The following is a 12,615-nucleotide window of genomic DNA, read 5'->3' as shown; positions in this document are numbered from 1 at the left end:
AACAGAGGAGTTACTATGAAAAAGTTCAATAAAAATTTAATATCTGTAGTAATAATTGCTATTTTTCTACAGCTAGTTACTCCTCTTTTAGCTTTCGCTAAAAGCGGAAATAATAGCCTAATAATTAATACAAATTATAAAGATAGTGAAACTAAAGAAGAAGTTGTTGTAGATTATGTAGATTATTGGAAAATCCCAGATCAAAAGGCAAAAGATTTGAAAAATCCTCAAAATCAACTTGATTTTGTTAATCTTTATAAAGATAAGACAAACGAAGAGATTTCAAATGAATTTGGAGAAATGAAATCATCAAATAAGTCAGAAGAAAATAATGGTATGTATTTTGCTAAAATTGATGGCTTGGAAAAAGAAGTCTATCTATTAAGATATAGGTCAGATGATCCAATGAGACTATATATTCCAATACTTGCAATAATTGATGAAAATACAGAAAATCCTCTCACAATTTATCCTAAAAAAGCTCCAGACGAATTGATCTTAACCAAAAGGGATAAAGAATCTGGAGAAATTCTTAAAAATGTAGGATTTAAAGTTGTAAATGAAAAGGGCCAAGTTCTATCCTTTGAAAAAATAAAAGATAATCAAGGAATAGAAAAATTAACTTATAAAAAAGATGGAACTATAAAAGAATTATTTACTGACGAAAACGGACAAATTAAAATCTATGGTCTAGAAGAAAAGGTAAAATTCAAAGAAAGCAAACCTTTAAAAGGATACGAGTCACAAGTTGGAAAAGAAAGTGAAGTGTCCAAAACTGGTAGCATCGAAATGACAAATGAAAAAGATAATCCAGAAAATTATTATTCATTCAAAAAAATCGACGGTACCAACAAGAATCCACTAAAGGGAGCAGTTTTTAAAATTCAAGTCAAAACTAAAAAGGGTTACGAAGATTTGATGGAAAATGGTAAAATCTATACCTTAACAAGTGATGATAAGGGCGAATTTAAAACAAAAAAACTTCCTTATGGTGATTACAGATTAATAGAAACCAAAGCCCCAGAAGGCTACATTGAAAACACAGTCCCAAATGATTTCAGAATCAATGAAACAGCTCACAAAAGATCAATCTATGTAAAAAACTATAAACCAACCACACCACCAACAAATCCAAACGGTGGCACATCAATAGGCTCAAGATTAGGTAAAAACCTACAAGCAATGGCAAAAACCGGAGATTATACCATTTTATTAATTATGGTAGCAGGATTGTTGATGATAGGACTTGGAGTAAGATTTGTAAAGGCTAGAGAATAATTAAATAAGAAACCAAAAACTACCATGCTTAGCAAGGTAGTTTTTTTGTGAGAAAAATTATAGAAATAATAAAATAACTTTAATAAAATTAAATAAGAAATAAAATTAAAAGCAAAAATTAAAAAAAAAGATCTCTCGACACTAAAACCCATTATCTACTCAAATTTCTATCTGTTTATGAAAACCCATTTACTAGGTGAATTCTTCCGTGCTCTCGTAGTAATTTTCAGGATTTATAACCGAAATCAATGGTTATAAATCTGCACTAGTTTTATAGATAAATATGCCAAATCAAGGCATATTTATCGGCTCGAGATGGGTTATGCTTCCTTATATTTTAAATTATTTATCAAATAAAGATTAGAAATTTCTTAATAAATAAAACTAATAATAAAAATAATAATGAATATAATCTTTAGCAATCAAAATAATCAAAGAATAACCCCATCTCGAGCTGAGTCGAGAGATCTCATGGATTAAATTAGTATATAATTAAAGTATGCATATAGCAATAAATAAAACCTAAGGAAAAAGTGAATTAATATATAAAAATAATAAAGAGATCTCTCGACTCATTATATTCGCTCGAGATGGGATTTACTTCGGTCGATTTACTAAAAAATTAGATATTTATTTAATTATAAAAGTCAATATGAGAATATTAAGAAAATAAGGACTTTAGTAATAAATAAAAATAGCTATTACCCATCTCGACCAAGTGAAGTGAGTGGAGAGATCTCTTTCTTACCGTAATATTCGTATTATCTTAATTTTAATATTTTAGAAATTCAAAACCCTACAACCCAAATATAAATCTACAAATCCCAAGTATAAATAAATGTACAGGGTAAAATAAATAATTAAACAATTTATTTTGCTTTCCTTTTTCTCCATTATATAAATTAATTATTGCAAAACCTAAAATTGCATAAATTTCTTTTATTATCACAAGATAAGATAATAAGCTTCCTACAAATCTTTTGTTGTAGAAAATATATAGGATAAAAATTATTATTATGGAATAATAATCATAGTCAAAAGATAAAAGGGTTGCTAAAATTGCATTTATTGCAACTATAATTACTGATACGAAAATCCAAATATACTTATTTTTAATTTTTTCTTTTAATTTATCGACAATAATAAGGGTAAAAAGCCCAAGGGCAAGGGCCCACATTATATTTTGTGATCTATTATTTATAAAAACTTTTGATTGAAACATATCGTAAGGAATTTCTGATATTATGGCGAAAATCAAAAGATTTCTTAGATATTTCCACCTAGATTTAGTTTTATAAAAGCCTTCAACAATCATAAAGGCAAAAATTGGAAAAGCTATTCGTCCAATTATATCAAATAATGAAGATATAAAGACAAGTGGTTGTTGATAATTTAATAAAGGTGTTATAATTGCTTTGTTAAAATGATCTATAAACATTGAAATAAAGGCTATATATTTTAAGATAGCTCCGTTTATTTGAAATTTTTCTTGTATTTGTTTTAATTTTTCCATTTTTTCTCCTTAGTTTTTTTATTTATTATACTATATTTTCATTTTTTCATATATAATTCGGTAATTTTTTTCTAGTAAGTATATATTAAATAATTTATTAAATAGAAAAAGCCAAAGATAATCCAAGGTAAAAATGGAATTATCATCACAACATAATCCAGAGATCTCTCGACTCATTGCATACGATAAATCGGGATAAACAACCGAAATCGACGGTTATTTATCTGCTCGAGATGGGTTTATACTTCGCTAGGATTTCTTGGAAACTATGAAGTGTGAAAAATGATTTATAATTAAATATAAGAATTTTAATAAATTAAAAATCGAGATTTAATTTTAATCTATATGGGTAATTTTAAATTAAATAAAATTTCAAAAGGGAGTATTAAAATGTCAGACTATTATGTGTACATATTGGCAAATAATAGCAATTCCACAATCTATATAGGCTATACCTACAATTTAGAAAAAAGACTATATGAACACAGAAATCATGTTGTAGAAGGCTTTACTGACAAATATAATTGTACAAAATTGGTATATTATGAATATTTAGACGATAAATACGAGGCCTTATCCAGGGAAAAACAACTAAAAAGACGGAGTAGGGAAAAGAAAAATAGATTAATAAATTCAATAAATCCAAAGTGGAGAGACTTATCCTTAGATTGGTATAGGTGAGTTATTTTTAATTTAGAAAAAATACAAGAATAGTAAAATTATAAGATAAATTTAATAAAGAGATCTCTCGATTCGCTTTGCTCACTCGAGATGGTACTAACTTTGTTTTAGTATATTGGAAAATATTATTCATTAAAAATTAATATTTAAATTAAAAAAATGAATACTTTAAAAACAAGAAATATAAATTAAATGAAACAATAAAATAATAAGACAGTTACTTTAGTAATTAAGAAAATCCAACAATAACCCATCTCGAGCGAAGTCGAGAGATCTCATTGAAAAAGTGAAGCGAGAAAAAAAGTTGTATTTAAAAACGATCGCAGATAACACAAGGTACAATCAAAAATATAAGCAAAGTTAACAAAGAGATTTCTCGACAGGCTCGAAATGGGTTATACTTCGTTTGGTTTATTATAAATGTAAATAAATAATTAATTATAAAAGTCAATATGAGAATATTAAGAAAATAAGAACTTTAGTAATAAATTAAAAAGAGAGCTATTACCCATCTCGACCAAGTGTAGGGAGTGGAGAGATCTCTTGTATTAAGTAAATCAAGAGAAAAGTAGATATTTAAAGAAATATCTATAGATAAGCTAAGGTAAAAATGGAATTATTATCACAATACAATCCAGAGATCTCTCGGCAGGCTCGAAATGGGTTATACTTCGTTTGGTTTATTATAAACGTAAATTAATAATTAATATAAAAGGCAATATGAGAATATTAAGAAAATAAGAACTTTAGTAATAAAATAAAGATAATAATCACCCATCTCGACCGAGTAGAGGGAGTGAAGAGATTTCATTATATAAGTAATCCTAAAGATAGAGCTAGTATCAAAAAAATTCTATGAGCTATAAAGGAAAATCAAAAACTTTAGCAATTAATAAAAACTACCATTACCCCATCTCGAGCGAAGTCGAGAGATCTCAGGTATTAAGTAAATCAAGAGAAAAAGTAAATATTTAAAAAATAGGCGAAGATAATCCAAGGTAAAAACAGAATTATAATCACAAAAAATCCAGAGATCTCTCGGCAAGCTCGAGATGGGTTATACTTCGTTTGGTTTATTATAAATGTAAATAATTAATATAAAAGTCAATATAAGAATATTAGAAATTAAGAACTTTAGTAATAAATCAAAAAGAGCACCTACCCATCTCGAGCGAAGTCGAGAGATCTCTTGGATTAAATATTGTAGAATTAAAGTATGCATATAATAAAAAATCAAGGAAAATTTAAAAATCTTCATTAAAACTAATAAAAAATATCAAAAAAATAAGCTGCTACAAAAATTATTGTAACAGCTTTTATTTTTATATTAGATAAATAATCCTGCACATACAACAGATACTACTGTTATAAGTTTTACAAGGATATTAAGTGATGGTCCAGATGTATCTTTGAATGGATCTCCTACTGTATCACCTACTACTGCAGCATGGTGTGATGGTGAATTTTTTCCACCTTCTGCTCCAGATTCTATATATTTTTTAGCATTATCCCAAGCTCCACCAGCATTTGACATAAATATTGCCATTAATACGCCTGTAACTAGAGCTCCTGCTAAAAGTCCACCAAGTGTTTCAGCTCCAAATAATTTTCCTACAAATAATGGTACTACTATAGCTAGTGCTCCTGGTATTACCATTTCTTTTAGGGATGCTCTTGTTGAAATATCTACACAAGATGCATAATCTGGATCTTCTGTTCCTTCTAGAATACCTGGTTTTTCTTTAAATTGTCTTCTTACTTCATTGATCATTTCTGTTGCAGCTTTTCCTACTGAATTCATTGTTAAAGCTGAGAACAAGAATGGTAACATTCCACCTACAAACATTCCTGCAACTACTTTTGAATCAAGTAATGAAAGATTGTCAAGGTTTAATGTGTCTGTATAAGTTACGAATAATGAAAGTGCAGTTAATGCTGCAGATCCAATCGCAAATCCTTTACCAATTGCTGCTGTTGTATTTCCAACTGAATCAAGGTTATCTGTGATTTCACGAACTGATTCATCAAGTCCGCTCATTTCAGCGATTCCACCAGCATTATCAGAAATTGGTCCATAAGCATCAACTGTTACTGTTGTTGCTGTGATTGAAAGCATTCCTACTGCTGCAAGGGCAATTCCGTACATTTGCATTGTATGGAATGAAATTAAAATTCCTACAGCTATAAGTATGATTGGTCCAACTGTTGAAAGCATACCACTTGATAATCCTGCGATTATGTTTGTTGCAGCTCCAGTTTGACTTTCTTCTGCTATTCTTTTTACTTGACTATATTTTTCAGATGTAAATACTTCTGATAAAAATCCTATTGCAATACCAACAATAATTCCTACAACTATACAAATTGCAGCTTTCATATTTCCAAAGAAAATTGGTGAAAGTATAAATGATGCTATTAGTACAATTGCTCCTGATAAATAAATTGTCATCATTAGGGCAGATTGTGGTGATTTTTGTTTCTTTCTTAAGAATAAGAATGCTGAAAGAACTGATGCAATAATTCCTATTGATGCTAATACAAGTGGGAATCTAATTCCTGCATCTCCAAATATTGAAAAACCTAGAACCATTGATGAAAGGATTGCTCCTGCATATGATTCGAAAAGGTCAGCTCCCATTCCTGCAACGTCCCCAACGTTATCTCCTACGTTATCAGCTATAACTGCTGGGTTTCTTGGATCGTCTTCTGGAATTCCTTTTTCAACTTTACCTACAAGGTCAGCTCCAACGTCTGCAGCTTTTGTGTAGATTCCTCCACCAACTCTTGCGAAAAGTGCAACTGAACTTGCTCCAAAAGAATATCCCATAAGAATTGCTGGGTCTCTAAAGATTAAATAAACAATTCCAACTCCCAAAAGTCCAAATCCTGTTACTGCAAATCCCATTACAGATCCACCAGCAAAAGCAACTTTAAGAGCTGAAGAAAGTCCACTTTCCATAGCTTCGTTTGTACATCTAGCATTTGAGGCTGTAGAAATTCTCATACCTACATATCCTGCTGCCATTGATAATAAGGAACCAAGTATATAACAAATCATGGTACTTACGTTGATAAAAATTGCTATAAGAATTGCGACAACAATCACAAAAATAATAACGTATTTATACTCACGAGATATAAATGCCATAGCTCCTTCTTTAATATTTCCTGATATAGTTCTCATTCTATCGTTACCTTCGCTAACTGGAAGTATATTTGTTTTAATTTGTAATGCCATAAAACAAATAGCGATAACTGCTACTATAACAGGTAAAAAATCAGATAACATAAATTCCTCCTATTATTAAATTTTACTCTTACTATTATATAACATAATATAGATATAAACAATTGTTTTTACAAGTAATTTCAAAATATTAATAGAAATTTTAATAAAAAAATAAATATTTAAATAAAATTATTAATTTTTAAATCAATAATATAAGACTTATAGATAAAAAATAGATTATTATAGTAAAATTTTAAATAATTAAGCTTGTGCTTTAGTAATAAAAAAAGCAAATACAAACCAGTATCGAACAAATAAATAGCTGTCGTTTTGGTTTTTTATCTCGCACCAGTTTTTAGGATTAATACGAAAATTAACGGTTATTAATCCCCACTCATTTTAGGGATGAATATACAAAATCAAAGCTTATTTATTGGTTATAGATATTAATTGTTCTAATTATTTTTTATTTTGAATTTATTTATTAAAATCAAAATTTTCTAATCTTTTAAAATAGTAATATAAATAATAATGAAATAATATCTTTAGAGATATATCAAATAAAAATTAAATGATAAAAAATAAAAGTAAAAAATATACTTTAGTAATTAAAGAAATCTTAAATTAACCCATCTCGAGCTAAGTCGAGAGATCTCATTGATTAAGTGAATATAAAAATATTTAATGCACAAAATAATAATTCACACAGTTAATATATTTATATGTAATAAGAAAATTTACGGTTTTAAGGTTATGGATTAAAAAATAATCGTGAAATTAAATAAATATTTTAGAGTAGTGTATTTATAACCTCATCGTTTTTTGTGTATAATTAATTATGTAAATTGGTAAAATTTATATAATTATTAAGGAGTTATTATGTTTAGTAAAATTTTTAGAAAAGTACCAGCTGCTTTAATTGTTGTTCCAATGCTTTTTGCAGCTTTTATCAATTCATTTTTCCCCAAGTTTTTTAACCTTGGTCCAACCTCATCTTCAATCGCATCTGTTGATGGACTTAATGCTATTATATCGATAACTTTAGTTGCTGTAGGTAGTCAACTTACATTATCTAGATTAAAGAAAGCCCTTAGCCGTGGCCTTACTTTGTTTATTTTTAAATGGTTAAGTTCCATTGCTTTGGGATTTATTTTTATAAAACTTTTTGGAAATAAGGGGATTTTTGGTATAACTAGTCTTTGTTTTATAGCTGCAATTTCTAATCAAAATAATTCTATTTTTGTAGGTCTTATTAATGATTATGGAGATGAATATGATATGGCATCAGCAGCTATTACTTCTATTATTTCTGTACCAATTTTTACTTTTTTAACTCTTTCAATTTTAAAAGTTGCCGATATAACTCCATCATCAATTCTAGATTTAGCCCTTCCAATTCTTGTTGGAATTTTTCTTGGAAATATTGACAAAGACTTTTGCAAGTTTCTTGGACAAAGTCAAAAGTATATATTAGTATTTTTGGGTTTTTCTATTGGGGCAAGTATTAATCTTTCTACAATAATTGAAGGGGGACTAGGAGGAATTATTTTAAGTATTTTGACAGTTTTGTCTGCATTTTTATTTACAGTTCCAGCAGATATTTTAATAAATAAAAGACCAGGCTGGGCAGGTATCTCAATTTATACAGCAGCAGGAAATGCTATTATTGTCCCAGCTTTGGTTTCAGATCTAGATAAATCATGGCAAGCAACAAGAGCAATCTCTCAAGCTCAACTTGGTACAGTTGTAATTTTTACATCAATTTTAGTTCCTATTGCGGTAGGTTTGTGGAATAAAAAATTTGGTGTAAAAAAAATTAAAAGATAAAAATTTTAAATCAATACATAAATTTAGGTGAAAATATCCTATATAGGCTATAAATATATGTTTATGTAGATATTTATCCATAAAAGAAAGACGAAAATAAAAAAATGTAAATGAGAAGAGATTTAGTATGTTATATTGTGGATTAAATATAATTATAAATAAAGTAAGTACTTAAAAGATTAAAGATTTAGGTGAAAATTTAGAAAAAACATTAGCAAATAATAAAAAAAGGATATTTCAAAATACTTTTATACTTTGAAATATCCTTTTTAATTTAACTTTTAGCGTGATTTAAATTTCCTTGGCATACTTGCCATGCTGGCATTTCCATTTTTAATTCAAATTGTCCTATCAAAAATGATGAGATAATTGTTGTTAAAAATGAATAAATTAAGTGTCCAAATGGAATATAAATTAATGATAAGCCGAGGACCAAATAATCTGTAAACAAGTAGGCTCTTGATATTGGCCAGTTTGTTTTTTTGGAAATTGTCATTGCCAAGGCGTCATCGCCTCCTGCACATCCTCCGGCTGTTACTGCTATCCCACAGCCACATCCAATAAATATTCCACCAAAAATGGCAGCAAGGAAAGGCATATCGTATAGGCTTGGTATTACTGGTCCAATAAAATCAAAAATCCAATAAAATACTGCAAACATTATTGTTGCAACAATTGATTTTTTTAAAAATATTCTTCCTAGCATTGAAAATCCTAAAAGATAACACAAGCCATCTAAAATTGGAGTTGTGTAGGCAAGGTTCATATCAAAAGTTTTTTTCAAAAATAAACCGAGTCCCAAAACTCCACCTTCAGTAATTTGTGCTTGTTCGTGGACATTTATTACCCCAAAGGCCATAATTGCACAACCAAGGGAAATAATCAAAAATTCTTTTTTCGTAACTTCTAAACTTCTCAGAAATTTTCTGAGCATAAATTTCACTCCTAATCTCTGGCGATTAGCAAAACAAAAAAGACTGCTGTCTTAGTAATAACTAATCGCGCAATCTTCGGCTGGTGTTGATGCTTTTTTGTTTAGATTATTTTTTCTTGTAAAAACTCTGAGCTTATAGAAGAATTTAAGGCCAAGTAAATCCCACATCAGGCACTTAATAGGCACACTCAACTTCCATGCATCAGATAAAAACTACCGACAAAAATCGGTAACCACCGTTTTACAACAGTTCTTCGGATATTATGATACCTCGTTTTTAAAAATTGTAAAGTTTTATTGTTTTTTTGAGAATTTAAACTTGAAGAAACCAAAACTATATAGAGAGAAGAAGTTATTTGAGATTAAACGAAGCCAAACCCATCTCGAGCGAATGAAATGAGTCGAGAGATCTCTGTATTAATTATGGATTTTAATTTATTTTTTACCAGTGAAATTTCAATTTAATAGTTAACGATTTTTTAAAATGATATAATAACTTTGTTATCGTACCCAAACTGGTAACAGTTGGGAGGTGAAGTTATGGAAAAATTCGACTCTATGATTATATCTATTGTAGCTAGTATAATAGCTCATTATATTAGCAAGTGGCTAGATAGATATATAAAAAACGATAATTAGCACATAAAAAGACAGGAGTGGCAGCTCCTGTCTTTTTAATTAGTCATGGCTATATTCGACTCCATGTTTAATATTATTTTACATCTTCTTATTTTATTTTCAATATGTTCTCATTATATAATTTTTTAAATTCTAAGTTATATATAATTTTATGTTTACATTTAAAATGAGATCTCTCGACTAGGCTCGAGATGGGTGAATATACTATTTATTTGAAGGCTAAAGTTTATATTTTAGATTGAAATATAGGTTTAATGAATATATTAATTTTGATAAAACCAAATTAGATTATATTAAAGTAATGATAGACAATGAGCCGTTTTTTATATTAATGAGAAAATATTTGATAATATCAAAAAAATGATAGTATATGAAAAATATTTAAAGACTTAAAACCTGATGGGTATAATGACTATATCCTGATGGGTATAATGACTATATAATGATATTTTCTATTTTAATTGAGATAAAATTTTAACTTTTGGAGGAGTGGTATTTACATATGAATTTAGCAGATCCCAAAGATATTACTGTTAAAATATTTTTGTTGATTCCAATTATTTTATGCTTATTTTCTTCATATATGATAGATAAGACTAGTGGAAATATTATAGCAGGATTTAATACTATGGAAGAAGATAAGAAAGAAGAGCTAATAAGAAAAGGATATCTATCTAAAGTCAAAAAAATGACTTTTATAATGAGCATACCTTTAGTTATTGCCTTTTTTTCTAGTTTTTTTGTTAAGAATATTAAGCTTTATAATGATATTCTTATGGGAGCATGGGGGTTATTTGGAATAATTACGATTTTAGGAATTGTAGTTGTTAACTATTCTGTAAGAAAATAATTCCTAGAAGCTTTGAAATAGTTTGTGTATAAAATCTCCTGATTTTGCTAGATAAAAACTAATCAGGAGGAATTTTTATAACTTATATTTTTAAAATAGATTATTATTTTTTACTTATTTATAAAATTTTAATATAAAATTCAAAACGAAGTCAAACCCATCTCGAGCAGATAAACAACCGTCGGTGTCGGTTGTTTATCCCGATTTATCGTATGAAATGAGTCGAGAGATCTCTTCATTAATTTTGGATTTTGATTTATTCTTACATTGAGATTTCTATGATTGAAATTTATGTTAAGCTTACATAATCTATGAGACCTCTCGACTCGGCTCGAGATGGGTTAATAAGATATTAAAATAATATCTAAAGAATTTATTTATTTAATTTTTCACTATAAATTAGATCACTTAAAAAATTTTTACGCCCAATTTCCATCAACAAATACATCATATTCTTCCCCGTCTTTGTAGGCTTTTATTGTTAAATCTTTAGCTCCTACCATAAAATCTTCGTGGATTAAAGAATCATTTAAACCAATTTTGTGAAGGTCTTTGTCTTCAACTTCTGTTCCACCTTTTATAGTTGTTGGGTAGGCTTTTCCAAGGGCAAAGTGGCAGGATGCGTTTTCATCGAATAGGGTGTTAAAAAATAAAATATTTGATTTTGAAATTGGAGATTCGTAAGGAACTAGGGCAATTTCTCCCAAATATTTTGCGTTTTCGTCTGATTCTAACATTTCTTTTAGGGTATCGTAGCCTTCTTCTGCCTTAAAATCTACAACTTTTCCCTTTTCAAATGTAAATTCAAAATTATTTATTATAACCCCATTATAAACAAGAGGTTTTACTGCAACAAGCCTTCCATCAACTCCGTCAAATTGTGGGGAAGTGAAAACTTCTTCTGTTGGAATATTTGGCAAAAACAAATCGCCTTTTTCGTTTTTTGATGAAGCTGACATCCAAATGTGATTTTTTGGCAATTTTACTCTCAAATCTGTTCCATTTTTTGACTTATAATGAACTTCGTCAAATTGGTGAGAATTTAAAAATTCTGCCTTTTCATTTAATAAATTTATATGGTCGTTCCAGTTTTTCTTTGTTTTTTCCCAATCTTCATCAACACGGCTCACATCAAAAATCACCTCCCATAATTTATCTACTGCTTTTTCTTCGGTAAGGTCTGGGAAAATTTTCTTTGCCCATTTTTTGGTTGGGTAGGCAATCACAAGCCATGAAACCATATCATTCATGGTGTATTTTACAAAATCTTTTAATTTCAAAGAATTTTCTCTAACAGCTTCTGCTATCTTTTTTTGGTCCAAATCTTTTAATAAGTCTGGATCGTCACCAATTATAGAAATTCTGTTTGATCTGTGTTTTTCAAGTTGGTAGATATTCTTTTCTATAATATAATCAGGAACTTCGTTTAAAGTTTCTTGGGTCTCATAGGTGTATTTTAATTTTGTAAGCTCTTCATCTTTCCAATTAATGCTTACAAGTCTTGCTCCCTTCTCATAGGCATATTTTGCAATTAGTCTTGCAAGAGCTGGATTTTCCAAGGATGAATTTATCAAAACATCTTCATTTTTTTGCACATTTACACCAAATTCAACTGCAAGTTTTGCATAATTTTCTAATTTATTTTTGTTTACTGTCATATTTCC

At 28.6% G+C, this 12,615-nt stretch carries 8 protein-coding genes; 4 read left to right on the top strand and 4 right to left on the bottom strand.

Features of this window, described 5'->3' with window-relative positions; translation table 11 throughout:
- Nucleotides 1-15: 15 nt before the first annotated feature.
- Nucleotides 16-1,278 (top strand): MSCRAMM family protein, encoded by a 1,263-nt coding sequence (locus ASHG_RS05995; RefSeq protein ID WP_040398186.1) that lies wholly within the window; start codon nucleotides 16-18, stop codon nucleotides 1,276-1,278.
- Nucleotides 1,279-2,074: 796 nt separating this feature from the next.
- Here ASHG_RS05995 and ASHG_RS05990 read toward each other — a convergent pair.
- Nucleotides 2,075-2,791, bottom strand: a complete 717-nt coding sequence (locus ASHG_RS05990; protein WP_040398184.1) for a TraX family protein — start codon at nucleotides 2,789-2,791, stop codon at nucleotides 2,075-2,077.
- 390 nt (nucleotides 2,792-3,181) lie between these two features.
- Here ASHG_RS05990 and ASHG_RS05985 point away from each other — a divergent pair, with 390 nt between their 5' ends.
- Nucleotides 3,182-3,472 carry a GIY-YIG nuclease family protein gene (locus tag ASHG_RS05985; protein ID WP_040398183.1) on the top strand — a complete coding sequence of 97 codons (291 nt, stop codon included), beginning with the start codon at nucleotides 3,182-3,184 and terminating at the stop codon, nucleotides 3,470-3,472.
- A 1,327-nt stretch (nucleotides 3,473-4,799) separates the two neighbouring features.
- Here ASHG_RS05985 and ASHG_RS05980 read toward each other — a convergent pair.
- Nucleotides 4,800-6,761: a sodium-translocating pyrophosphatase gene (locus tag ASHG_RS05980; protein ID WP_040398182.1), complete on the bottom strand. Its 1,962-nt coding sequence runs from the start codon at nucleotides 6,759-6,761 to the stop codon at nucleotides 4,800-4,802.
- 819 nt (nucleotides 6,762-7,580) lie between these two features.
- On the opposite strand from ASHG_RS05980, the gene ASHG_RS05975 reads away from it, so the two are divergent.
- Nucleotides 7,581-8,528, top strand: a complete 948-nt coding sequence (locus ASHG_RS05975; protein WP_040398181.1) for a 2-keto-3-deoxygluconate permease — start codon at nucleotides 7,581-7,583, stop codon at nucleotides 8,526-8,528.
- A 274-nt stretch (nucleotides 8,529-8,802) separates the two neighbouring features.
- On the opposite strand, the gene ASHG_RS05970 is transcribed toward ASHG_RS05975, so the two are convergent.
- Nucleotides 8,803-9,462, bottom strand: a complete 660-nt coding sequence (locus ASHG_RS05970; protein WP_040398180.1) for a DUF6198 family protein — start codon at nucleotides 9,460-9,462, stop codon at nucleotides 8,803-8,805.
- A gap of 1,141 nt (nucleotides 9,463-10,603) precedes the next feature.
- On the opposite strand from ASHG_RS05970, the gene ASHG_RS05960 reads away from it, so the two are divergent.
- On the top strand, nucleotides 10,604-10,951 hold the full coding sequence (locus ASHG_RS05960) for a DUF3784 domain-containing protein (protein WP_040398177.1): 348 nt from the start codon (nucleotides 10,604-10,606) through the stop codon (nucleotides 10,949-10,951).
- A 419-nt stretch (nucleotides 10,952-11,370) separates the two neighbouring features.
- Here ASHG_RS05960 and ASHG_RS05955 read toward each other — a convergent pair whose 3' ends face one another.
- Nucleotides 11,371-12,609: an aminopeptidase gene (locus tag ASHG_RS05955; protein ID WP_040398175.1), complete on the bottom strand. Its 1,239-nt coding sequence runs from the start codon at nucleotides 12,607-12,609 to the stop codon at nucleotides 11,371-11,373.
- Between the last annotated feature and the right edge of the window lie 6 nt (nucleotides 12,610-12,615).

The organism is Anaerococcus senegalensis JC48 (assembly GCF_000321005.1).
GTDB classification, from domain to species: domain Bacteria; phylum Bacillota; class Clostridia; order Tissierellales; family Peptoniphilaceae; genus Anaerococcus; species Anaerococcus senegalensis.
This window is presented reverse-complemented; position numbering and strand designations above follow the sequence as displayed.

Excerpts from the sequence above, each read along its gene's own strand:
- ASHG_RS05995 (WP_040398186.1), top strand. The coding sequence starts at position 16 with ATGAAAAAGTTCAATAAAAATTTAATATCTGTAGTAATAATTGCTATT.
- ASHG_RS05990 (WP_040398184.1), bottom strand. The coding sequence starts at position 2,791 with ATGGAAAAATTAAAACAAATACAAGAAAAATTTCAAATAAACGGAGCT.
- ASHG_RS05985 (WP_040398183.1), top strand. The coding sequence starts at position 3,182 with ATGTCAGACTATTATGTGTACATATTGGCAAATAATAGCAATTCCACA.
- ASHG_RS05980 (WP_040398182.1), bottom strand. The coding sequence starts at position 6,761 with ATGTTATCTGATTTTTTACCTGTTATAGTAGCAGTTATCGCTATTTGT.
- ASHG_RS05975 (WP_040398181.1), top strand. The coding sequence starts at position 7,581 with ATGTTTAGTAAAATTTTTAGAAAAGTACCAGCTGCTTTAATTGTTGTT.
- ASHG_RS05970 (WP_040398180.1), bottom strand. The coding sequence starts at position 9,462 with ATGCTCAGAAAATTTCTGAGAAGTTTAGAAGTTACGAAAAAAGAATTT.
- ASHG_RS05960 (WP_040398177.1), top strand. The coding sequence starts at position 10,604 with ATGAATTTAGCAGATCCCAAAGATATTACTGTTAAAATATTTTTGTTG.
- ASHG_RS05955 (WP_040398175.1), bottom strand. The coding sequence starts at position 12,609 with ATGACAGTAAACAAAAATAAATTAGAAAATTATGCAAAACTTGCAGTT.